This is a genomic window from Proteus penneri (assembly GCF_003144535.1).
Lineage (GTDB): Bacteria > Pseudomonadota > Gammaproteobacteria > Enterobacterales > Enterobacteriaceae > Proteus > Proteus penneri.
Map to the genome: position 1 here is coordinate 67005 of NZ_PHFJ01000013.1, position 24488 is coordinate 91492.

At 40.4% G+C, this 24488-nt stretch carries 20 protein-coding genes and 1 other RNA gene; 12 read left to right on the forward strand and 9 right to left on the reverse strand.

What is annotated here, in order from left to right; translation table 11 throughout:
- Nucleotides 1–12: 12 nt before the first annotated feature.
- The 3 genes from dcuC to gltB all read right to left on the reverse strand — a co-directional run bounded on the left by dcuC (nucleotide 13) and on the right by gltB (nucleotide 7655).
- The gene (gene dcuC, locus CUB63_RS15080) at nucleotides 13–1287 is read right to left on the reverse strand and encodes a C4-dicarboxylate transporter DcuC (protein WP_006535321.1); all 1275 of its coding nucleotides are present in this window, start codon (nucleotides 1285–1287) and stop codon (nucleotides 13–15) included.
- 500 nt (nucleotides 1288–1787) lie between these two features.
- The gene (locus CUB63_RS15085) at nucleotides 1788–3185 is read right to left on the reverse strand and encodes an FAD-dependent oxidoreductase (protein WP_006535320.1); all 1398 of its coding nucleotides are present in this window, start codon (nucleotides 3183–3185) and stop codon (nucleotides 1788–1790) included.
- Between the two features lie 9 nt (nucleotides 3186–3194).
- On the reverse strand, nucleotides 3195–7655 hold the full coding sequence (gltB, locus tag CUB63_RS15090; RefSeq protein WP_109848409.1) for a glutamate synthase large subunit: 4461 nt from the start codon (nucleotides 7653–7655) through the stop codon (nucleotides 3195–3197).
- Nucleotides 7656–8326: 671 nt separating this feature from the next.
- On the opposite strand from gltB, the gene arcB reads away from it, so the two are divergent.
- From arcB to mtgA, 3 genes are all read left to right on the forward strand, one after another.
- Nucleotides 8327–10663 carry an aerobic respiration two-component sensor histidine kinase ArcB gene (gene arcB / locus CUB63_RS15095; RefSeq protein WP_072063756.1) on the forward strand — a complete coding sequence of 779 codons (2337 nt, stop codon included), beginning with the start codon at nucleotides 8327–8329 and terminating at the stop codon, nucleotides 10661–10663.
- 237 nt (nucleotides 10664–10900) lie between these two features.
- Nucleotides 10901–11551 (forward strand): isoprenoid biosynthesis glyoxalase ElbB, encoded by a 651-nt coding sequence (elbB, locus tag CUB63_RS15100; RefSeq protein WP_109399352.1) that lies wholly within the window; start codon nucleotides 10901–10903, stop codon nucleotides 11549–11551.
- Nucleotides 11552–11571: 20 nt separating this feature from the next.
- Nucleotides 11572–12273, forward strand: coding sequence for a monofunctional biosynthetic peptidoglycan transglycosylase (gene mtgA / locus CUB63_RS15105; protein ID WP_072063754.1), 702 nt, complete (start codon nucleotides 11572–11574; stop codon nucleotides 12271–12273).
- Between the two features lie 2 nt (nucleotides 12274–12275).
- Here the strand turns inward: mtgA and CUB63_RS15110 are convergent, their stop codons facing one another.
- The gene (locus CUB63_RS15110; RefSeq protein WP_072063753.1) at nucleotides 12276–13166 is read right to left on the reverse strand and encodes an AraC family transcriptional regulator; all 891 of its coding nucleotides are present in this window, start codon (nucleotides 13164–13166) and stop codon (nucleotides 12276–12278) included.
- 493 nt (nucleotides 13167–13659) lie between these two features.
- Between CUB63_RS15110 and CUB63_RS15115 the strand changes: the two genes are divergently transcribed.
- From CUB63_RS15115 to ureG, 7 genes are read left to right on the forward strand one after another with little or no spacing between them, the layout of a single operon-like run.
- Complete coding sequence (locus tag CUB63_RS15115; RefSeq protein ID WP_006535309.1) at nucleotides 13660–14496, forward strand: urease accessory protein UreD; 837 nt, start codon at nucleotides 13660–13662, stop codon at nucleotides 14494–14496.
- 21 nt (nucleotides 14497–14517) lie between these two features.
- Entirely contained in the window at nucleotides 14518–14820 is a 303-nt protein-coding gene (locus CUB63_RS15120; protein ID WP_006535308.1) for an urease subunit gamma, read from the forward strand.
- A gap of 8 nt (nucleotides 14821–14828) precedes the next feature.
- Nucleotides 14829–15155: an urease subunit beta gene (locus tag CUB63_RS15125; protein WP_006535307.1), complete on the forward strand. Its 327-nt coding sequence runs from the start codon at nucleotides 14829–14831 to the stop codon at nucleotides 15153–15155.
- On the forward strand, nucleotides 15152–16855 hold the full coding sequence (gene ureC, locus CUB63_RS15130; protein WP_006535306.1) for an urease subunit alpha: 1704 nt from the start codon (nucleotides 15152–15154) through the stop codon (nucleotides 16853–16855). Before CUB63_RS15125 ends, ureC begins: the two co-directional genes overlap by 4 nt.
- Before the next feature lie 25 nt (nucleotides 16856–16880).
- Nucleotides 16881–17378 carry an urease accessory protein UreE gene (ureE, locus tag CUB63_RS15135; RefSeq protein WP_006535305.1) on the forward strand — a complete coding sequence of 166 codons (498 nt, stop codon included), beginning with the start codon at nucleotides 16881–16883 and terminating at the stop codon, nucleotides 17376–17378.
- 24 nt (nucleotides 17379–17402) lie between these two features.
- Nucleotides 17403–18068, forward strand: a complete 666-nt coding sequence (locus CUB63_RS15140) for an urease accessory protein UreF (protein ID WP_006535304.1) — start codon at nucleotides 17403–17405, stop codon at nucleotides 18066–18068.
- 9 nt (nucleotides 18069–18077) lie between these two features.
- Nucleotides 18078–18695: an urease accessory protein UreG gene (ureG, locus tag CUB63_RS15145; RefSeq protein WP_109848411.1), complete on the forward strand. Its 618-nt coding sequence runs from the start codon at nucleotides 18078–18080 to the stop codon at nucleotides 18693–18695.
- A gap of 112 nt (nucleotides 18696–18807) precedes the next feature.
- Here the strand turns inward: ureG and dolP are convergent, their stop codons facing one another.
- From dolP to CUB63_RS15165, 4 genes are all read right to left on the reverse strand, one after another.
- Nucleotides 18808–19386, reverse strand: a complete 579-nt coding sequence (gene dolP / locus CUB63_RS15150; RefSeq protein ID WP_036933029.1) for a division/outer membrane stress-associated lipid-binding lipoprotein — start codon at nucleotides 19384–19386, stop codon at nucleotides 18808–18810.
- Between the two features lie 9 nt (nucleotides 19387–19395).
- On the reverse strand, nucleotides 19396–19986 hold the full coding sequence (gene diaA, locus CUB63_RS15155; protein WP_004245257.1) for a DnaA initiator-associating protein DiaA: 591 nt from the start codon (nucleotides 19984–19986) through the stop codon (nucleotides 19396–19398).
- Between the two features lie 22 nt (nucleotides 19987–20008).
- Complete coding sequence (locus tag CUB63_RS15160; RefSeq protein ID WP_109848412.1) at nucleotides 20009–20386, reverse strand: YraN family protein; 378 nt, start codon at nucleotides 20384–20386, stop codon at nucleotides 20009–20011.
- An 80-nt stretch (nucleotides 20387–20466) separates the two neighbouring features.
- On the reverse strand, nucleotides 20467–22230 hold the full coding sequence (locus CUB63_RS15165) for a penicillin-binding protein activator (protein WP_109848413.1): 1764 nt from the start codon (nucleotides 22228–22230) through the stop codon (nucleotides 20467–20469).
- Nucleotides 22231–22291: 61 nt separating this feature from the next.
- Between CUB63_RS15165 and rsmI the strand changes: the two genes are divergently transcribed.
- Entirely contained in the window at nucleotides 22292–23170 is an 879-nt protein-coding gene (gene rsmI / locus CUB63_RS15170) for a 16S rRNA (cytidine(1402)-2'-O)-methyltransferase (RefSeq protein ID WP_006535297.1), read from the forward strand.
- A 60-nt stretch (nucleotides 23171–23230) separates the two neighbouring features.
- An RNA gene (gene rnpB, locus CUB63_RS15175) (RNase P RNA component class A) lies at nucleotides 23231–23606 on the forward strand.
- 67 nt (nucleotides 23607–23673) lie between these two features.
- On the opposite strand, the gene CUB63_RS15180 is transcribed toward rnpB, so the two are convergent.
- Nucleotides 23674–24378 carry a pirin family protein gene (locus tag CUB63_RS15180; RefSeq protein ID WP_109848414.1) on the reverse strand — a complete coding sequence of 235 codons (705 nt, stop codon included), beginning with the start codon at nucleotides 24376–24378 and terminating at the stop codon, nucleotides 23674–23676.
- Between the last annotated feature and the right edge of the window lie 110 nt (nucleotides 24379–24488).

The following is a 24488-nucleotide window of genomic DNA, read 5'->3' on the forward strand; positions in this document are numbered from 1 at the left end:
TCATTTCTCCACTTATAACATGAATAACGCAACAGCGATGACGCCAATAATCATACCTGGTGCAGTACGTTTTGCGATTTCCATAGGGTTAATATTTGCAAGGCCAGCACAAACAATCGCGGCGCCGGCTAGTGGTGACATAGTACGACCTAATGCGCCAGATAATGCAGCAGCCATACCCATATCAGGAATTTCATAACCAAATTGTGCAGCATGTGGTGTGACTGTTTCGTTGAATGCGAATGCTGCCGCGTCACCAGAACCAGTAATAATACCCATTAAGAATGGCCCTAAAGTACCACCCCAGCGAGCAAATTCAGGAGAATGCGTTAAGAAGTTGATGAACGCGTCGATTAAACCAGATGCTTTCAGACCTGCTGCGAATACGGCAGCTGCAATGATGATACCCAATACATCACCATAAGCATTACCCATACCTTTAAAGAACTCTTTCGTAATTTGAGCTGGGTTAGTTAACGTGATGAACAGCGCATAGATAGAACCGATTAACATTGCCGCGGGTACAGACAGTTTAAATGTACTGAAAGACTCGAAGAATGGCAGAATTAACAGGATTAATGGGACAAAAGGTGCTGTTGCATATAAGTAGTTAGGGCGAACAGCTTCTGGTGTTGCTTGTGCCGATGAAGATGATGCATCACCAGCAACAGAAGCCATTTTGAACTCTTTTTTCACTAGAGCAACAACAGCGAGCGAAACGGCAGCAATACCACCCGCCATTAAGCTGTATGGGCTATGGCGAGCGATTAAATCAACCACTTCCATATTTGCCATGTTTGCAACGAAGGCGTTATGTGACATACCTGGGCTTAGCATTGAGCCGATAGTACCACATAATACTGCACCACCAGCGATAGCTGGGTGAATGCGAGCTGCGATTAATAATGGAATGAGTGTCGCACCAACCGCTGCTGCGCAACCTGCTGCTGATGGGATCGCGATATTAATAAAATACGTTACGACAACGGTAGCTGGAATAAGGAAGAAGCCAAGACGAGTCATTACTTTTGATAATACGTGCACCAGATGCATATCACATTTGGTGTATTTCATAACATAAGCAAAACCCATACTCGAACAGATTGCTTGAATTAATGATGAAGAAACCATGCGCTCGCTAAATGCGGTAAACGCATCTAATGGGCTCAGACTTAAAATACAGAGTAATAAGCCGGCACCAATTAGCACCATTCGGGTTTCATATTTTTTTATTAGCAAATAGACAGTTACGATAATAACGGCTACTGCGATAAGTTGCATCACCATAGTGATCCCCTAGTTAATTATGACAATTTTATGAAAACGAACCTAACATCAATAAATTATATTTTTCTGTAAAGTTATTAGGTGACTCCATTATGAAGTTGGTTGGTTGACAATATTTGATTGTTATCAAATTTAATAGCTGAAATAAAATCTATTTTTTTAGACTGTGATGTTATTAACAAATGCTGTAAAGCAATGACTATTAAAAGATGACGGAAAGGTTAAGCAAAAAGAGATAAAGTAAAAAATACGAAAAAAAATTATATTTAATATAGATCCGGAGTGTTATTTTGATACAAAAAAGAATATCGATTTTTATCAAAATATTATTCTATACATTATATTAAATGCTAATGAGAATGATTTTTGTCTGATATTTGTATTATCCTTAAATACTATTTATTAATTTTACCGATAGTATTGAAAAATTATCCCACTTAAATTAAATGGGATAATAAACAGGAGAGATTGTTATTTTAAATAGCGAAAACAAAAAATGTTTAACATGATAAATATCGCAATATGCCTTCGGCAGCCTCTCTTCCTTCTGCTATTGCGGTTACCACAAGATCAGAGCCTCGTACAATATCACCTCCAGCAAACACTTTAGGGTTTGTTGTTTGATTTGGTATTTCTTTATTATCTAAAATAATAATTCTGCCTGAAGATGCATATTCAATATTATTTTCATCTAACCATGGATAATGTGCAGGTTTAAAGCCAAATGCCAGAATAACCGCATCGGCAGATAACAGGTGCTCACTTCCTTCAATCGGTGTTAATGTTTTATCGCTTTGAGTTTTAATAACACGAATACCGACCACTTTATTTTGATTATCGACTTCAATATCTATAGGTTGAAGATTAAATAAAAATTCTCCACCTTCTTCTTTAGCATTTTTTACTTCGCGTTTTGAACCCGGCATATTGCTTTCATCACGACGATAAACACAAGTCACTTTATTTGCACCTTGCCGAATTGCTGTACGCACACAGTCCATTGCCGTATCACCACCTCCTAATATCACAACATTTTTATCTTTAAGGTCAATATAAGGTGTTTGAGGATCTTCGTTATATCCCATTAAATAACGAGTATTACCAATTAAATAAGGTAGTGCGCTATAAACACCATGAGCATTTTCATTAGGAAAATGCCCGCTCAAACTGTGATAAGTGCCCAATCCTAGAAATACAGCGTCATATTGTGCGATTAGGGTATTAAGGGCGATATCTTTGCCTATTTCCGTATTAAGGCAGAACTCAATACCCATTTCACTGAATAATTCGCGACGTCGGATCATCAGTGATTTTTCGAGTTTAAAAGAGGGGATCCCAAACGTAAGTAATCCTCCAATTTCTGGATGCTTATCATAAACAACGGGTTTTACACCTTGTCGAATAAGAACATCTGCACAGGCAAGGCCCGCAGGGCCTGCGCCGATAATCGCGACCTTTTTATCGGTCATTGTGACGTGAGAAAGATCAGGGCGCCATCCTTGTGCTAAAGCGGTGTCATTGATGTAACGTTCAAGATTGCCAATTGTGACGGCACCAAAATCATCATTAAGTGTACAGGCTCCTTCACAAAGTCTATCTTGAGGGCAAACACGACCACAAATTTCAGGCAAACTGTTGGTTTGATGAGAAAGCTCAGCAGCTTCAATAATGCGCCCTTCATTTGCAAGCTTTAGCCAGTTAGGGATGTAATTATGAACAGGGCATTTCCATTCACAATATGGATTACCACAGCCTAAACAGCGATCAGCTTGCGCAGAGGCTTGCTGTGGTGAAAAAGCCTCATAGATTTCAACAAACTCAATCTTACGAATTGCTAATGGTTTTTTGGTCGGCTCAATACGATTTAAGTCGATAAACTGATACACATTCTGACTCATAATATTCTCCTATTGTGCCTGAACGCGTAATTCAGCGGATGAACGACGAGGGTGACCGAGTAACGCATTGACATCACTGGATTTGGGCTTAACTAATTTAAAGTGTTGTGACCAATATTCCCACTGTGAAAGTAACATTTCACCTTGCTGTGAGCTTGTTAATCTTACATGCTCTGCAATCATGCCACGTAGATGTTCAGCGAGAATGGCAAAGGATGCAACAGGAAGCAACTCAATAGATGAGGCATTGATCCGTTGTGATAATGTTGAATCTTCATCTAACAGATAGGCAAATCCACCCGTCATTCCCGCACCAAAGTTAATACCTGTTTTACCCAGAACGCAGACAATACCGCCAGTCATATATTCACAGCCGTTATCGCCAACACCTTCAACTACAGCTATCGCGCCGGAGTTTCTCACAGCAAAACGCTCGCCAGCTAAACCTGACGCATAAAGTTTTCCACCTGTGGCACCATAAAGGCAGGTATTACCCATAATCGTGGCGTGGTGATTTTTAAAGGCGGAGCCAATAGGCGGGGAAATAACAATACGACCTCCTGCCATGCCTTTACCAACATAATCATTAGCATCACCCACTAAGGTTAATTCAACGCCTTGAGCATTCCAGACACCAAAACTTTGGCCGGCTGTTCCTGTAAAATGAAGTTTAATCGGGGTGGCAGATAAACCACTTTCGCCATATTTTTTAGCAATAATGCCAGATAACGTTGCGCCAACAGAACGGTCAGTATTACGAATATCAAAATAATAGGTTTGGCTTTTTTGCTGCTCAACGGCTTGAAGGGTTTGAGTAACAATGCGTTGGTTTAATTCGCCCTTATCATAAGTATTATTGTTTTCCTGACAATAAAGTGCATAACCTGATGGTGACGTTGCGGTTTCTAACAATCCACCTAAAGAGAGTTTTTGTTGTTTACTGCTAACGCCTTCTAGGCATGAAAGCAGGTCGGTTCGACCGATTAAATCGGTAATTTTTCTCACGCCAAGTAATGCCATTAACTCACGAGTTTCTTGCGCAATAAAACGGAAGTAGTTAATAACGCGTTCTGGTAATCCGTGATAATGGTTACGGCGGAGCGTTTCATCTTGGGTTGCTACACCCATTGCACAATTATTTAAATGACAAATACGCAAATATTTACAGCCTAGTGCCACCATTGGCCCAGTACCAAATCCAAAACTCTCTGCACCTAAAATAGCCGCTTTAATAATATCTAGACCTGTTTTTAATCCACCATCGACTTGTAAACGAATTTTATGGCGTAGGTCGTTTGCCACTAACGCTTGTTGAGTTTCAACTAAGCCAAGTTCCCACGGGCTACCTGCATATTTTACGGAAGTTAAAGGGCTTGCACCTGTACCTCCGTCATAACCTGCGATGGTGATCAAATCTGCATAAGCTTTGGCAACACCAGTCGCAATGGTGCCTACACCGGGCTCTGAAACCAATTTCACAGAAATCAGAGCAGTTGGATTGATCTGTTTTAAGTCGAAAATAAGTTGTGCTAAATCTTCAATGGAGTAGATGTCGTGATGAGGTGGCGGCGATATTAAGGTCACACCGGGTACGGCATAACGTAGTTGTGCAATATAAGGTGTCACTTTATCTCCGGGAAGTTGTCCGCCTTCACCGGGTTTTGCGCCTTGTGCGACTTTGATTTGTAAAACATCAGCACTCATTAAATAAGAGGGGGTCACGCCAAAACGACCAGAGGCGATCTGTTTAATACGTGAAACTTTATTAGTACCGTAACGAGCTGGATCTTCGCCTCCTTCACCTGAATTTGAAAATCCTCCTAAAGTATTCATCGCTTGCGCCAGCGCTTCATGAGCTTCTCGGCTTAATGCGCCAATTGACATCGCCGCAGTATCAAAGCGTTTAAATAATTCGGTTTCAGGTTCGACTTCTTCAATTGAGATGGCTGTTGTCTTGTTATTAAGCACTAACATATCGCGCAATGTTGTAATTGGGCGTTGTTGCACAAGGTTTGCATAGTGCTGATAGTCGGTATATTCCCCACTATTTACAGCTTTCTGTAATGCTTGAACGACATCAGGATTGTAGGCATGGTATTCACCTTTATGTGCATATTTTAATAATCCACCTGCTTCTAAAGGATAACGAGTTAACCAGGCTCGTTTTGATAGATTAAATAAATCCTGTTCAAAATCACTAAAGTCAGCGCCATTAATCCGATTATCAACACCAGCAAAACAGAGGTTAACAACGTTATCGTTTAATCCGACCGCCTCAAAAAGCTGAGAGCAACGGTAAGAGGCAACGGTTGAAATGCCCATTTTGGACATGATCTTATACAATCCTTTATTTATGCCGTTGCGGTAATTCAGCATCACTTGAGCATAGCTTGCTTGCAGGATTTTTTTATCAACACGTTGCGCTAAAGATTCATAGGCAAGATAAGGATAAATAGCCGTAGCACCAAATCCGAGTAATACGGCGAAATGGTGGGGATCACGAGCGCTGGCCGTTTCAACAATAATATTAGCATCACAGCGTAAGTTATTATCGACCAACGCTTTTTGTACAGCGCCCACGGCCATAGGCGCAGGAATAGGTAGTCGCTCTTTAGTGATATTTCTATCTGATAAAACGAGTAATACTGCACCACGATGAACTTCCTGTTGTGCTGTTACGCATAATTGGCGTAATGCTGTTTCTAGGTTGTCTTCTGTGGGTTGATACGTGATATCAAGATGAACGGATTGGTAATAAGGATTTTCTTGATTAATAAGCTGTTGGAAATCGCTATAAAGCAAAATAGGTGATTTAAAACTCAGCCGATGTGCTTGACCTTCCGCTTCGCAAAACACATTCATCTCGCGTCCAATGCAGGTCGCTAAAGACATGACATGGGCTTCTCTTAATGAATCTATCGGAGGATTTGTGACTTGCGCAAATTTCTGTCTGAAATAGTCATAAATCAGGCGAGGGCGTTGAGAAAGTACAGCAAATGGGGTGTCATCGCCCATTGAACCTGTGGCTTCTTGCCCGTTCTCTGCAAGCACATGCAAAATGCTTTCAAGCTCTTCTTGGCTATAGGCAAATTGTTTTTGATAAGTGGCTAATAAAGTGTCATCAAAGGCGCGTTGCCCTGTGGCTTGTTGTTCTGGTAACTCTTCAAATGGCGTTAAGCGTTTGACATTGCGTTCTAGCCACAATTTATAAGGATGGCGTCTTTTTAAATCCTCATCAGTTTCGGCTGAGTGCAAAATGCGTCCTTGATGAGTATCAATGACCATCAGTTCACCGGGACCGACTCGTCCTTTTTCTCGCACTTCATCAGGCTGATAATCCCAAATACCAATTTCAGAAGCACAAGTGATGATGTTATCTGTGGTAATAACGTAACGAGCAGGACGTAAACCGTTTCTATCTAGCGTACATGCAGCATAACGACCATCTGATAATACAATGCCCGCAGGGCCATCCCAAGGCTCCATATGCATTGAGTTAAAATCAAAAAATGCCCGTAAATCATCATCCATTTGTGGATTATTTTGCCATGCAGGAGGAACGAGTAAACGCATAGCACGAACAATATCCATACCACCATTGAGAAAAAGCTCTAGCATATTGTCGAGTGAACTTGAATCTGAGCCACTCTCATTCACAAAAGGGGATGCACTTTGTAGATCAGGAATAAGTGGCGTATGGAATTTATAGGCACGCGCTCTCGCCCATTGGCGATTGCCTGTGATGGTATTAATTTCACCGTTATGCGCTAAATAACGAAAAGGTTGAGCAAGTGGCCATTTGGGAGTGGTATTCGTTGAGAAACGCTGGTGGAATAAACAAATTGAAGATTCCATGCGTAGATCAGCAAGATCGGTAAAAAAACGAGGTAGATCGATGGCCATACAGAGGCCTTTATAAACCGTCACCAAATTAGAAAGACTGCAAATATAAAAATCACTGTCAGTAATGCGTTTTTCAATGCGTCTACGAGCAACAAACAGTCGTCTCTCAATATCACTTATCCGCCAGCCTGCAGGTGCGTTAATAAAAACTTGTTCGATTAAAGGAAGAGAAGAAAGAGCAATACTGCCTAAAATCTCAGTGTTAATAGGAACTTTGCGCCAGCCAACAATGGAAAGCGTTTCACGTTGTAGCTCTTCTTCGACGATGAGACGGCACTGTTTGGCAATATTAGGATCTTGGCTTAAAAATAGCATACCTACGGCGTAATTTTTTGCTAAACGCCAGCCTTTTTCTTGTGCAACTAATTGGAAAAAACGCTCTGGTTTTTGTAAGAGTAATCCGCAACCATCACCGGTTTTGCCATCAGAAAGAATAGCGCCACGATGTTGCATTCTGGCGAGACCATGTATGGCATTTCTGACAATCTTATGGCTGGCTTGTCCTTCAATATGCGCGATCAACCCAAATCCACAATTGTCTTTTTCCTGTGTCTTTTGATAGAGCATTTTTGCTTCCTACTTGGTTTACTGGGCACCTCAAAAAAAGAGCGCAAAAGGAACGTTTTGGCTCAAAGTATGTAGGTAAATTTATGGGTGTTCAGTTGGGTGATATTGTGTTTGCCTAGCTTGGTGTGTTTTTTATATTGCTCTGCTATGCCTTTTAAACTTATCGATAAATAAAAATCAGGTCAATGTGTAGAAAGATTTGACTGAGATAAAATAGGTAAGGAGTGTTTTATTCTAACATATTGATTAATAGGTAAATTATTCTATTTTAAAATGGTGTGGGAACGATTTTTTAATGTGAGCTATATCACTTTATTTGAGCTATTTAGCTTTATCTCATCCTTTAATGATAAAAACGAGCAGTGAGTTATTCTGACGAATGTATTAAATTTGGAATTTTATTGTTTTTATACATTTTGTATAAAAAAAGACAAATTGCATTTTTTATAATAAGGTCTACTTATCGAGGGTATAGCTATCGATTATGTTACTTGGTTTTGTATTATCCTTATGAATGTACATGTCCTAGATAGGCTTGTTGAGAGAAAATAGAGGTAAATCAAACAAAGTAATGAGAAATAACTGTTCGTAGCAAGATTTCTGAATGTTCGCCACTGCGCCAATTCATTTTTGGGTTATCATTCCATAGATTCAATATATTGGAGTTTTCAATGAAATTGCTCAAAGGGCTTGCCCAATACTACGTTGACTTAATGATGAGGCTGGGGCTAATTCGCTTCTCATTGTTGTTAGCTTCTGCATTAGTTGTTTTAGCGATGGTTGTTCAAATGGCGGTGACATTCTTGCTTGCCGGTGATGTTACCAGTATTGACCTTGTTCGCTCTATTTTCTTTGGACTGATTATTACGCCTTGGGCTGTCTATTTTCTCTCGGTTGTCGTTGAACAACTGGAAGAATCACGACGTCGTTTATCTCGTATGGTGGATAAACTAGGCGTAATGCGCCAGCGAGACTTAGAGCTTAACTCTCAATTAAAAGAGAATATTGAGCAATTAAACTTGGAAATTCAAGAGCGTGAAAAAGTTGAAAAAGCGCATCTTGAACTACTAGAAAAACTAAAAAGTGAAATGAAGCGTCGTGAATTGACGCAAATCGAGCTTGAACAACAATCCTCACTTTTACGCTCATTTCTAGATGCTTCTCCTGATTTAGTTTATTACCGTAATGAAGATAATGAATTTTCAGGATGTAACCGCGCAACAGAATTACTGACAGGTAAAAGTGAGAAGCAGCTTATTGGTTTAACACCGCTTGATGTGTATGACGAAGATATTGCGATAAAAGTGATGGAAACCGATGAGAAAGTTTTTCGTCACAATGTCTCACTTACCTATGAGCAGTGGCTGGTTTACCCTGATGGGCGAAAAGCCTGTTTTGAATTACGTAAAGTGCCGTTTTATGACCGTATTGGTAAGCGTCATGGCTTAATGGGTTTTGGACGTGACATTACAGAGCGTAAGCGCTATCAAGACGCGTTAGAGAATGCGAGTCGTGATAAAACCACCTTTATCTCAACCATCAGCCATGAATTGCGTACACCGCTAAATGGTATTGTTGGATTAAGCCGTATCTTATTGGATACCGAGCTTTCACCAGAACAACTCAATTACTTAAAAACTATCCATGTGAGTGCGATTACGTTGGGTAATATTTTTAATGACGTGATTGAGATGGACAAAATTGAGCGTAGAAAAATTCAGTTAGATAACCAGCCAATTGACTTCACTGAATTTATTTCTGATTTAGAAAATCTGTCTGGGCTGTTAGTACAGCCAAAAGGATTGAAATTCACGCTTGAAGCAGAAGAAACGCTACCGCATAAGATAACTTCTGATGGGACCCGATTACGCCAGATTTTATGGAATCTCATTGGTAACGCGGTGAAGTTTACTCAAGAAGGTGAAATCAAAGTACGTATTTGGCAAGAAGCGCCAGATAAGTTGTTCTTTGAAGTGAAAGATAGCGGGATTGGTATTCCTAAAAGTGAGCTTGAGAAGATCTTTGCCATGTACTATCAAGTCAATGATAGTCAAGGTGGTCGTTCTGCAACGGGAACGGGTATCGGACTTGCTGTCTCAAAACGCCTAGCACAGCATATGGGCGGTGATATTCGTGTTGAGAGTGAGTTAGGTGAGGGGTCTACCTTTACCCTCTCTATCGTCGCTCCTGCTATTGAAGAACATCACAATATCGATAGTGATGATGAGCTCTTATTACCTGCTTTAAATATTCTGCTTGTTGAAGATATTGAACTTAACGTGATCGTGGCCTGTTCTGTTTTAGAAAAACTGGGTAATACCGTTGATGTAGCAATGACAGGGCAAGAAGCGTTATCGATGTTTAAGCCTGATGAATATGACTTAGTGCTATTAGACATTCAATTACCCGATATGACAGGGTTCGATATTTCAAGAAAATTACGTCAAGAATTCGACAGCAATGAACTTCCTCCTCTTATCGCTTTAACAGCAAATGTTTTGAAAGACAAAAAAGAGTATTTGGATGCGGGAATGAATGATGTGCTAAGCAAACCACTTTCTGTGGACGCACTTACCGCGATTATCAATAAATTCTGGGGAGATGGTGCGGTTTCTATGCCATGTAATGAGTCATCGGAATTGTTGAATAAAAATGAAGAATTATTAGATATAGACATGCTGAATCAGTACATCGAACTCGTAGGACCTCAATTAATCACTGATGGTCTAGATGTTTTTGAAAAGATGATGCCAAGTTATATGTCTGTTCTTGAATCTAATCTGACCGCGCGCGATCAGAAAGGCATCACTGAGGAAGGACATAAAATCAAAGGTGCAGCAGGCTCTATTGGTTTAAAACATTTACAGCAACTCGCTAAACAGATCCAATCACCGGAATTACCTGCTTGGTGGGACAATGTGCAAGAGTGGGTAGATGAGCTAGGAAAGGATTGGAGAAAGGATGTGGAAAGTTTAAGAAACTGGTTAGCAGGGGCTAGAAAAAAATAACCCCAACCGAAGGTTGGGGTGCGCGAATACTGCGCCAACACCAGGGAAACTTTTCTATCCGCTTTTTTTGATTCTCATTACATAGGCGAATAGGATGAAACTATTCCATACATCATACATGCAACAAAATAGCAAAGATAAGTTTTTTTGTTACAAGAAACATTTAAATATGTGATGCCGATTGGTGTTTACACCTATAAATGGGTAACTAGTAATCTACTACAAACGGAGAAAGATATGAAATCAATTGCGGTAATTTTAAGTGGTTGTGGTGTATTCGATGGGAGTGAAATCCATGAATCAGTGCTCACAATGCTTGCTTTGAGCCAAAATAATGCTGAAGTTCATTATTTTTCACCTAATGAATTACAACCAACTGTAATTAATCATATTACAGGTGAAGAAAAATCAGAAAAAAGGAATATGATGGAAGAATCTTCTCGTATTTCTCGTGGTAAAATATCCCCTTTATCAGAGGCAAAGGCTGAAAACTTTGATGCTGTTATTATTCCTGGTGGTTTTGGTGCTGCTAAGAATTTGTGTAATTTCGCAACAAAAGGAAGTGACTGTGAAATTAACAAAGATCTCTTAAGATTTGTACAAGCGATACATCAGCAAAATAAACCATTGGGGCTAATGTGTATTGCGCCTGTAATGTTACCAAAAATGTTAAATTCTCCAGTAAAATTAACAATTGGAAATGACGTGGAGACCGCTCGTACAATTGAAAAGATGGGGGGTGTCCATATAGATTGTCCTGTTGATGATATCGTTGTCGATGAAAAATATCGTGTTGTCACTACGCCTGCGTATATGCTTGCACAATCTATAGCACAAGCACAGGTGGGGATTGAGAAACTGGTTAAGAAAGTCCTTGAGATGGCATAAAGAGTAGGTAAAAACAGCAGATGGTACTGGTGAGAAAGTTAAAGAAACTATTAATTATTTTAATTGCTTTATGGTTGTTAACAGTTGTGCTGTTTTCTTTTTTACCTGTGCCTTTTTCTGCTGTTATGGCTCAAAGACAAATTTCTGCTTGGAGTGAGTTTGATTTTTCTTATGTATCACATTCCACTTGGGTCAGTGAGAAAGAGATAGCTCCTGTGATGTATTTAGCCGTTATTGCATCTGAAGATCAAAATTTCCCCAAACATTGGGGATTTGATTTTGATGCTATTGAGAAAGTTTTCAAAAAAAATTATAACAATGGTAAAACATTACGTGGAGCATCGACTATTTCTCAGCAAACGGTCAAAAATCTTTTTTTATGGGATGGTCGTAGTTGGATTAGAAAAGGTCTCGAGACCGGAATGACGCCAGTTGTCGAGCTTATTTGGTCAAAAAAACGTATTTTAACGGTATATCTAAATATTGTTGAGTTTGGTGATGGGATCTTTGGCGTAGAGCAGGCTTCTCAACACTATTTTAGAAAGCCCGCAAAACAACTTACAAGTTATGAAGCTGCATTATTAGCCGCAGTATTACCTAATCCGCATATTTATCATGTAAATAAACCTTCTGCTTACACCCTAAAACGACAACAGTGGATCTTAAATCAGATGCGACTAATGGGTGGAATTAGCTTTTTAAAGAAAAATAATTTGTCATAACTCTATAAGGTTTGAAATATTTTTCTATTAGGTTCAGCAATCTTTTCTGATAGCTTCGTTATTGCAGAAGGATCGTTAGATTGGCGAGACTGCACGCGAAATTGTGAAGGTGTCATGCCGTATTTGCGCTTAAAAGCATCGCAAAAATAGGCATTACTGCCAAAACCACAGCGATGACTTATTTGAAAAACAGTGTAATTAGAAAACGTGAGATAATTTAATGCAATCCCCATTCTGACATCAAGCAATAACTGGCAGAATGAAACGCCTTCTTTGCTTAAATGTCGGCGTAATGTTGATGGCGTTGTGAAAAGCGTTTTAGCGACATCTTCTAAATGCCATTTTTTTTGCGGATCTTGCGTAATTAAATGCGTAATTGCCTGATTTTTAGGCTCATCATAGTTAAATCGGAAGATATTTAAAATATCGATACCTTCTTGATATACCGCCATCAAAATAAAAAATAAACATTGCTGCATAAACATGGTTTCTTGAGATGGAGAGCCATGTGGTAGTGGTAAGCATTGTTTTAAAATTCCAAAATTACTTTTTATCACTTCAGGCGTCGATAAATGGTAAGCAGGAAGATGGCTTGTCAGTGGTGAGCTAGATTTTATTAAAGGTTTTAGTAAAGAGAAAACAGATTGAAGTTCTGTTTCACATAATACAAGAGTGTGTAGTTCAATCGATTTATGCGTAAATTGATTCACTATATCGCAAGACACTTGACTGTATTTCGGAATAATAAGCGTTAAATGACTAGATACATCAATAGATTGCCCATTGATGCAAATCGTACCTTTTGCGCCACTAACCATCGCTATCATCGGGTTTTCGATGTAAAACGTTTTTAAAGACATTTGGTTAGAGGACAGGATGTGTTTGTATTCCATGATCTTCGATATACCGTAGGCAAGTTAAGCATTCATCTTGCTTAAATGAACAATACTCAAAATTAGCTCATTAGTTGTATAAACTGATAAGCCACGTCTAGAATAATAAATAGAAAGATTATTCTAGTTTAAATTAGTGTTGTCATGCAAAGCAGAATAAGAGTGAAACAGAATATAATCTTGTTGATAAAACAAGACAATATAGATATTTGTTCATTTTTTACATTTATTTTAAACAGTGTTATTTTTTCTAAATAAATTGTTATTTATTCAAAACGCATTTTTCTTAATAAGGTGTAGAATCGCGCGTCACAGACAAAGGCGATTATTCTGTTCTTAGGATATCACTGTTTGTCTTTTATCCACACCCTATCCAACATTCATTAGCTTATTTTCTATTTGTTTTTGAATGACTCAATCTTATGGATAGCGCTGTATTATTCACACATTTTCCTGATTTATTGATAATTTTGCCGAGTTGGCAGGAGTGAGTATGTCTGACTTTTCAGGGAAGGGTTGGCTTGCTGAAATCGCTTTACGCTATGAAGTGAAACGCGGAGTCACGCGTCTTACAGAAAAGCGTCATATCGGCCCATTAATGGTTCAGCGTCCTTTTTATCCTGAGCAAGGTATTGCACACACTTATTTACTTCATCCCCCAGGCGGTGTGGTTGGTGGCGATAACCTATTGATTAATATTGATGTGCAATCCCAAGCGCACGCATTGCTCACAACACCTGGGGCGACTAAGTTTTACCGTAGTGCTGGTGGGGTGGCTCATCAGATTCAAACATTAAAGGTCGCACCGAATGGTTTTTTAGAGTGGCTTCCTCAGGAGAATATCTTTTTTCCTGAAGCCCAAGTTCGCCTAGAAACGCATATTCATATTGCAACTACGTCGAGATTTATTGGCTGGGAAATCCAATGCTTTGGCCGCCCTGTTTTAAATGAATGGTTCGAAAATGGCAGTGTTAAAGGACGTTTTAATTTCTATATTGATGAAAAGCTGACATTAACAGAATCGCTTTTTGTTGATGGTTTACAAAAAAGATCGGCCGCAATGCGTGAATTTCCCATGTTGGGGTCGCTTTATATTTATCCCGCAACGGACGAATTAAAAAACAGTATTCAACAAAGTATCGAGGCTTTCTCAGCTTCTTACGATCATGCCATTGAATATGGCTTAACAGATATAGACGGTATTTTAGTTTTACGGTTATTAGGCTCTCAAACAGAGCCGATGATGGCGTGTTTTGTTCAAGTTTGGCAAACCGTCAGACAACACTGGTTAGGGTATTGCCCTGAGCCGCCTCGTATATGGGCGACATAATCGTTAATTTTAGGAGCAGAAATGGAATTAACACCAAGAGAAAAAGATAAATTACTGCTTTTTACAGCGGGCCTTGTTGCTGAAAGACGTTTAGCGAAAGGGCTCAAGCTTAATTATCCTGAAGCGGTTGCACTTATCAGTTGCGCCATTATGGAAGGGGCGAGAGAAGGTAAAACGGTTGCCCAATTAATGAGTGAAGGACGCTCAGTTTTGGCAGCAGAACAAGTCATGGAAGGTGTACCAGAAATGATAAAAGACATTCAAGTGGAATGTACATTCCCTGATGGTACAAAACTTGTTTCTATCCATGATCCTATTGTGTAGGTAACAACATGATACCCGGTGAAATTAGAGTTAACCAAACGTTAGGCGATATTGAGCTTAATGCTGGCCGAGAGACAAAAACAATACAAGTTGCTAATCACGGTGATAGACCCGTGCAGGTGGGTTCTCATTATCATTTCTATGAAGTAAATGATGCGCTGAGATTTGAGCGAGAAGGTACATTGGGTTTTCGTTTAAATATTCCAGCAGGTATGGCGGTTCGTTTTGAACCCGGTCAAAGCCGTACCGTTGAATTAGTGGCTTTTGCAGGAAAACGTGAAATTTATGGTTTTCACGGCAAAGTGATGGGTAAATTGGAGAGTGAGAAAAAATGAAAACTATCTCACGTCAAGCTTATGCAGATATGTTCGGGCCAACAACAGGTGATCGTCTGCGATTAGCTGATACTGAGCTCTTTCTTGAAATTGAAAAAGACTTCACCACTTATGGCGAAGAGGTCAAGTTTGGTGGTGGTAAAGTTATTCGCGATGGTATGGGGCAGAGCCAAGTCGTTAATGCTGAATGTGTCGATGTACTTATCACTAACGCCATTATTTTAGACCATTGGGGGATCGTAAAAGCCGATATCGGTATTAAAGATGGTCGTATTGTGGGGATTGGTAAAGCGGGTAATCCGGATGTACAACCTAATGTGGATATTGTTGTAGGGCCGGCCACAGAAGTGGTTGCGGGCGAAGGTAAAATAGTTACCGCTGGTGGCGTTGATACACATATTCACTTTATCTGCCCTCAACAAGCACAAGAAGGTTTAGTCTCTGGTGTCACCACATTTATTGGTGGTGGTACAGGGCCTGTGGCTGGAACGAATGCAACGACAGTAACGCCAGGTATTTGGAACATGCACCGCATGTTAGAAGCCGTTGATGAATTGCCTATTAATGTGGGGTTATTCGGCAAAGGTTGTGTCAGTCAACCAGAAGCGGTTCGCGAGCAAATTGAGGCGGGTGCTATTGGTCTAAAAATTCATGAAGATTGGGGTGCAACGCCGATGGCAATTCATAACTGCCTTAATGTTGCCGATGAAATGGATGTGCAAGTTGCTATTCATTCTGACACCTTAAATGAAGGTGGTTTTTATGAAGAAACTGTAAAAGCGATAGCGGGCCGTGTGATCCACGTTTTCCACACAGAAGGGGCGGGTGGTGGGCACGCACCCGATGTAATTAAATCAGTCGGTGAGCCGAATATTTTACCTGCTTCAACAAATCCAACAATGCCTTATACCATTAACACGGTAGATGAACATCTCGACATGTTAATGGTTTGCCATCACCTTGATCCTTCTATTCCTGAAGATGTGGCCTTTGCTGAATCTCGTATTCGTCGCGAAACTATTGCTGCGGAAGATATCTTACATGATATGGGTGCTATTTCTGTTATGTCGTCAGACTCACAGGCAATGGGGCGCGTAGGTGAAGTTATTCTTCGTACTTGGCAATGTGCGCACAAAATGAAATTACAACGCGGCATATTAGAAGGTGACACTGCTGAAAGTGATAACTGTCGCATTAAACGCTATGTGGCGAAATACACTATCAATCCTGCTTTAGCGCATGGTATTGCACATGAAGTGGGGTCTATTGAAAAAGGGAAGTTGGCTGATCTGGTTTTATGGGATCCTGCTTTCTTTGGTGTGAAACCCGCATTGATCATGAAAGGTGGCATGGTGGCTTATGCCCCAATGGGGGATATTAATGCGGCTATTCCAACGCCTCAGCCTGTGCATTATCGCCCAATGTATGCGTGTTTAGGTAAAGCGAAATACCAAACGTCAATGATCTTTATGTCAAAAGCGGGCATTGAAGCCGGTGTGCCAGAAAAGCTGGGCTTGAAGAGCTTGATTGGCCGTGTCCAAGGTTGTCGTAGCGTGACAAAAGCATCGATGATCCACAATAGCTATGTGCCACATATTGAGCTAGATCCACAAACCTATATTGTGAAAGCAGATGGTGTGCCATTAGTGTGTGAACCCGCAACACAATTACCGATGGCACAACGCTATTTCCTCTTTTGATGCAGATTTATTGAGAATATAGAGAATGAAAAGATTTACTCAACTTATTGATCAACAAAAAGCAGTTGAAATAGCAACACCTGAACAACCGCCTCTTATTCTGTGCTTAACGATGGATGAAAGAACCAAAAGTCGTTTAAAAGTGACATTAAGTGATGGGCAAGAAGCAGGGTTATTTTTACCCCGTGGTACGGTGCTAAAAGAGGGCGATATTTTACTGTCAGAAGATAATACGCTAGTCACAATTGAAGCCGCAAAAGAGCAAGTTTCAACCGTGTATAGTGACGATCCGCTGCTATTGGCTCGAGTTTGTTACCACTTAGGCAATCGTCATGTTCCATTACAAATTGAAGCGGGTTGGTGTCGTTATTTTCACGATCATGTTTTAGATGATATGGCGAGAGGCTTGGGCGCCAATGTGGTTGTGGGGTTGGAAAAATATCAACCTGAGCCGGGTGCTTATGGTGGATCGTCTGGTGGACATCATCATCACGCTCATGACGATCACCATCATCATCACTAATTATTTGAATAAGGGAGCCTATTGATGCTTGCAGATCTACGCTTATATCAATTAGTCAGTCCTTCTTTACCGGTGGGATCGTTTACTTATTCTCAAGGGTTAGAATGGGCAATTGAAAAAGGTTGGGTTTGTTGTCCTCAAACGTTAACGGCTTGGTTAAGTACTCAAATGACAGGTACTTTAGCGACGTTAGAGCTCCCTATCTTACGGCGATTACAAGAAAATTTAGCACAAGCCAAAATGAGTGAAGTGAAGTATTGGTGTGATTTTATTATCGCAAGTCGTGAAACTAAAGAATTACGGCAAGAAGAGCGCCAACGCGGTATTGCTTTCGCTCGTTTACTTCCTCAATTAGATATTGAGTTAGATGAAACCTTACAAGCCTGTGTAAAACAGACACAACTGATGGCATTTGCGTTAGCGGCTGTGAAATGGAATATTTCCGTTGAAAAGTTATGTTGTGCTTACGCTTGGGGGTGGCTTGAAAACACGGTGATGTCAGGCGTGAAATTGATCCCATTAGGGCAAAGTGCGGGGCAGAAAATACTGTTTACATTAACAGAACAGATCCCTGAGATTGTTGAGCAGTCTGCATATTGGCCCACTGAAGATATTGGGAGCTTTACACCCGCGCAAATCATTGCCAGTAGTCGTCATGAAACACAATACACTCGACTTTTTCGTTCATGAGAAATCTATATGCAAGAATATAATCAACCACTACGTATTGGTGTTGGTGGCCCTGTTGGATCAGGAAAAACAGCACTGTTAGAAGTTCTTTGTAAAGCAATGCGCGACACTTATGAAATCGCGGTTGTAACTAACGATATTTATACCCAAGAAGATGCCAAGATCTTAACGCGTGCTGAAGCATTAGATGCCGACCGTATTATTGGTGTCGAAACAGGAGGTTGTCCTCATACTGCTATCCGTGAAGATGCCTCAATGAACCTTGCTGCGGTTGAAGAGTTAGCAATGCGCCACAAAAATCTTGATATCGTTTTTGTGGAAAGTGGCGGTGATAACTTAAGTGCGACATTTAGTCCAGAGCTTGCTGATTTAACCATTTACGTGATTGATGTGGCCGAAGGGGAAAAAATTCCACGTAAAGGAGGCCCTGGTATTACTCATTCTGATCTGCTGGTGATCAACAAGATCGATTTAGCACCTTATGTTGGCGCCTCATTAGAAGTGATGGAAGCTGATACTGCTAAAATGCGTCCTGTGAAACCTTATGTTTTCACCAACTTAAAAGAAAAAGTAGGCTTGGAAACTATTATCGATTTTATCATCGATAAAGGGATGTTAAGACGCTAACAGCTTGTTGAGTAAAGGCGAGTTTTAGTCGAGAAAGAAACTGACAGTGTCGGTCATTATTCACAAAGACCGATACTGTCAGAATAATACAAAAACGAGATTAGTAATGTGATCAGTTAAGGTAAGTAAATGCGGTGGTAACTTTAACAACCCCTTTGGTTTCACTGGCTATTTTCGCAACAGCCGCTCCTTCTTGGCGAGTTAAAATACCAAATAAGAACACTTCACCATTTTCAGTGATCACTTTTACTGACGATGATTTGACTGAATCACTGCCTAAAATTTGAGAGCGAACTTTGGTTGTTAACCATGTGTCTGAAGACGCAGTGCCTAATGTCACAGGCTCGCCTTGGCGAACTTCGTTATAGACGTTATTCACCCCTTCAACCTTACTTGCGACTTGTTTAGCCGTATTGGCAACAGACATATCAGGGCTTTGACCTGTTAACAGAATATTGCCTTGATAAGCGGTAGCCACAATACGTGAATTGCTTTTCTTGATCTGTTCGTTTTTGTTTAGAGCACCAGAAACACGTGCTTCCAAGGTACCATCGTCAACTTGTTGCCCTAATGAGCGAGGATCGGTTGCAGTTTTACCCGCAACTGCGGCAGTGCCGACAACAGCTGCGCCGATACAACCTTGCAGTAAAAGTGCAGAACACAGCACTGCAGTGATAGGAAGCAATTTCATAGTAACTCCTTAGTCATCCTGATGTGGGAATAATGTATTATCAATTAAATCGCAGAGACAATTGACTGTTAGCATCTGAACTTCCTGTATTCTGACGGTACGTTGAGATGGAATACGAATTTCAACGTCTTGAGGGCCTAATAATCCGGCAAGCTCTCCGCCATCATAACCTGTTAATGCAACAATGGTCATATCTCGTGTAACAGCGGCTTCAACGGCTTTAATAATGCTTCGACTGTTACCGTGTGTCGAAATAGCAAGCAGTACATCTCCAGCTTGTCCTAATGCGCGCACTTGTTTAGCGTAGATTTCATCGTGTTGCTGATTCCCCATAATTGCAGTCATCACAACGCTATCTGTGTTTAACGATAATGCGGGCAAGCTAGGGCGCTCTGTTTCAAAACGATGGATCATGCTTGCGGCAAATCGCTGTGCTGTTGCTGCTGAGCTACCGTTTCCACAGCTTAATATTTTATGGCCGTTTAATAACGATTGAACCATCATCATGGCGGCTCTGGAAATGGCATCTGGTAATGCTTCTGCTGCTGCAATTTGAGTTTGGATACTCTCTGTAAAGCAGACTTTGATTCTATCAAGCACGTTAAGACCTATATAATCTAATTTAACGAATAAATTCCGTATAATCGAGAATGTTTTTTAACCATATTAACTGGCGTTGATTAAATGCACAAACATCAAATCGACAGTCTGAAGTCTCGATACTTTCTTGGCGTTGTGCTAACCAACACGTTGCTGTCCGCCATAAACGACGCCGTTTTGAGGTAGTAATAGAGCTTATTGCATCACCAAATGAGGTGTTATATCTAAAGCGAACCTCAACAAATACCCATGTCTTGTTTTCTTGCATAATAAGATCAATTTCGCCACAGGGATATCGGACATTACGCGCAATTAATATTAATCCTTGTTGGCGTAAATATTTTAGCGCTTTTTGCTCATAGTATAGTCCTAAAAAATAAGGACTTTTAGAAAAAATCATCCATGATTTCCTTCTTTCTCTTACTCATAAAATAAACCGCCTTTATGGCGGTTTATTTTAATGATAATTAAATACTTTTATTACTGTGTAACAGGTTCAATCTTACCTTGTTTAAATTGCATCCAAGGAAGTTGTCTATAAACAGTACAGTTGTTTTCAACATGTAATGAACCTGAAATACCATTAAAATGTAATGTGCCTTTTGTTAGATCATTGTAATTGTTTGCTAATGACCATGCATCAATTCCCATCGCGTAAAGACGCATTAATGAGTAATCGTTCGCAAATTTACTGGATGCTTTTTGCATTAACGGCAAATTAGCGCCAGTCATCAATGGAATATCACTAAATTGAATGCCATCCATCTCCATACGGAAATCAGGACCAGTTCCACCTTGGTTACTGCGTGAGCTAACATAAATGGGTGGACGCTTTTGGGTACTGATCGCCATATCAATCATTGGCTTAATTAAGGTTAATTCATCGCTAGTCGCAATGATGTAAACCGAATCAATCGCACCACCCGCAGATGGAATAGATTGAGTCTCTAATGGTAAAGGTGCATTAGCAGTTGGTAAAACCGGTGTGCCTGTCATGCGAATACCGACACCGCGATTAATCGATGCTTTTAAGCTTTCAACAGAACTAAAGGTTTGTTGTAAAACAGTACCGCCACCTGTACGTTGCCATTCATCAGCAAAAGTTTGTGCCATTCTTTGACCAAATTTATTATCTGGAACAATAATTAATGGATTTGCTTTTTGTTGCTGACGCAAATGCTGTGCCGCATTACGAGTTTCATCTTCTGGCGAAAGAGAGAAGAAACAGACAGTAGTTGCAGAAGGGATCGTATCTAACTCATTTAATGCTAATACGGGTAAGCCACTTTGAAGCTCAATGGTTTTCATGACTTCAGGTTTTAGTAGTGGACCGACAATTAAGTTGGCACCATCTTGTTGTGCTTTTTTCAGTAACACATCAATAGGCTGACTATTGGTATCATAAACAATCACTTGGCGAGAGTTTTGAGCAATAGGGTCAAGCTGAACGCTCATATTACTTGAAAAAGTATCCGTTCCTTTTTCTTCTTTTACTTGATTGGTTTCACTATTGTCAGTGGATTCTTTCGTTGTATCTGAATTTGTTGCAGAAGTTTCAGTATTGCTAATGCCTAATTCTTCTAAAATTGAAGCTAGGCTATCATCGTTTTTAGGTGTTTGAGATTCAGGCATCGCTTGTGGTTGTGGTAAGCCACTTTGCGCATCAAGGAAGCCTTGACGAATGGCTTCACCAAAGACTTTCGCTTGCCCTGTTAAAGGTAATAATAATGCGATTTGGCTATTCGTACTTACAGAAGGTTGTGAAAGACGTAATAATGAAGCTGGAAGTGTTAATGCAGCTGGATTACGAGGATAGCGAGTCTGCCATTCTCTGACTGCTGTTGATAATTTATCAGCATCATCTTTGTTGTATTCATAGGTATTGAGTAAATCTAACCAACCTTGCAGCGTATTTTCATCTGCTTTGATAACCACACTACGGCGTTGCTCTGGTGTGAGTTTGGTTAGTGTGAGCCATGTATCATCAATATTTTTTTGACGCAGTTGAGGATCAGTAATTAATGTTTCTAACCCAATATAGGCTCTAATAACATCTAAAGATGCTAGCCCTTGAGCATCATCAATTACTTTTTGATATTGTTTCATCTCCATTTCTGCTTTTGCAGCTGGAGTGAGAGGTTGTTCTTGTTGCCCCGTCAGGGTACAACCTGACATAATCAGCGCAGAGAGTATCGCAGTATAGGATAAACCTGTTTTAAAACGCACAAAAATTGAGGAAAGCATACTGTACCCAGTGATGTTTTATAATTATGCTCAATTTTAAATCGGTCATTCGGAATAAACAATGAATCAACCTAATCGAGCAGCGGTAACGACATCCACACTGTACATAGTACCCACACCTATTGGTAATCTGGGCGATATCACCCAGCGGGCACTTGATGTGCTGTCTCATGTCGATTTAATTGCTGCAGAAGATACCCGTCATACAGGGCTTCTATTACAGCACTTTGCCATTAACGCACGTTTGTATGCGTTACATGATCATAATGAACAGCAAAAAGCAGATCAATTAATTAGCAAATTACAACAGGGGCTAAGTATCGCATTAGTCTCTGATGCAGGTACACCATTAATTAACGATCCTGGCTATCATTTAGTCAATCAATGCCGTAAAAATGGCATAGATGTAGTGCCACTGCCTGGCGCTTGTGCTGCTATTACGGCACTTTCTGCCGCAGGGCTTCCTTCTGATCGTTTTTGTTATGAAGGTTTTTTACCAGCCAAAACAAAAAGCCGCCAAGATTGCCTACGTGAATTGTTAGAAGAACCTCGCACATTGATTTTTTATGAATCAACACATCGATTGCTAGATAGTTTAGCTGATATGGTGACAGTTTGGGGTGAAGATCGCTATGTAGTATTAGCGAGAGAACTCACAAAAACGTGGGAAACTATTCAAGGTATGCCTGTAGGGGAATTACTGAAATGGGTGCTTGAAGATGAAAACCGCCGTAAAGGTGAAATGGTATTAATTGTTGAAGGGTATGAAAAACCGGTTGATGATAATTTTTCACCAGAAGTGTTACGAACACTCGCGATTTTACAAAAAGAGCTACCACTGAAAAAAGCGGCGGCAGTCACTGCTGAGATTTATGGTGTGAAGAAAAATGCACTCTATAAACATGTCATTGAGCAAAATGGTGAAGCTCAAGACGAGTAAAGTGATTTTTTAGCTTCTTTCGCTATACATTTTCTCCCAAAATCCCTATAATCCGCACCCTGAGTTGACTAGACAACCGCTGCTTTATCGTTGTCCCTTCGGGGGAGACGGATAGAGGGGAGGAAAGTCCGGGCTCCACAGGGCAGGGTGCCAGATAACGTCTGGGAGGCGCGAGCCTACGACAAGTGCAGCAGAGAGTAAACCGCCGATGGCCTGTTTACAGGATCAGGTAAGGGTGAAAGGGTGCGGTAAGAGCGCACCGCGCAACTGGTAACAGTTTGTGGCATGGTAAACTCCACCCGGAGCAAGACCAAATAGGGGTTCTTATGGTGCGGCCCGCATTGAACCCGGGTAGGTTGCTGGAGCCAGCGCGCAAGTTCTGGCCTAGATGAATGGTTGTCCACGACAGAACCCGGCTTAACGGTTAACTCACCTCATAAAAAACCCTCGATTCACATTGTGTTTCGAGGGTTTTCTGTTTTTAAGCCAATCTAAATCAACTATCACGAAATAATATCAATAAACAAGCCACGAAATTCAGCCGAGCTTTTTAACGTGATGCTGTGGCTATCTTGAATAAAAGCGCCATCGCCACACTGGATTTGCCCATTTTCTTGTGTTGACGTTTGCAAATAGGTACCACCTTTTATGGATTGTAAAAAGCCTTTCTGTCCTTTTATTGGCAGTGTGATTTCATCGCCTGTTTGCAAATGAATATGATAAAGCCAAATGGTTTGCCTTAACATTAACGAGCCATCATCACCGGTTGGTGAAGCTAATAATTGATATTTTAATTTTTCATCTAATACCAATTTTTGTGAGGTTAAACTTTCTTGTTGTGGACAAGCATTTAACCACAACTGAATACGGGTTAATGGCGTATCAGGACTACTGTTTTTCTCTATATATGTATCAGTATTATGCGGTGAAATAAGTAAGCACTCATTTTCTTTTGCCGTCACAGTACGTCCCATATTATCAAGGTATGTTGCTTCCCCTTGAAGAATAAGATTAACCACATCAACATGAGGGTAAGTCTTTGCTTTAAACTCAGAATTTGGTGCAAGCATCTCTTGGTTGAGAACTCTTAGCGTGCCATAGTCTAAAAAATGAGGGTCAAAGTAGTGGCCAAAGGAAAATGTGTAGCGAGCTTGTAGCCAACCATAATCCGCTTTACCACACTGTTGTGCTGTTCTGTATTTTATCATAGCGGTATTTTTCGAGTAGGTTATCAATATATTTATCATAGAGGTATGGACTGTCTATTGTTAGCAAGTTAATCTGGTGCCTATAATCAAATTATTTGATAGAGATAAGT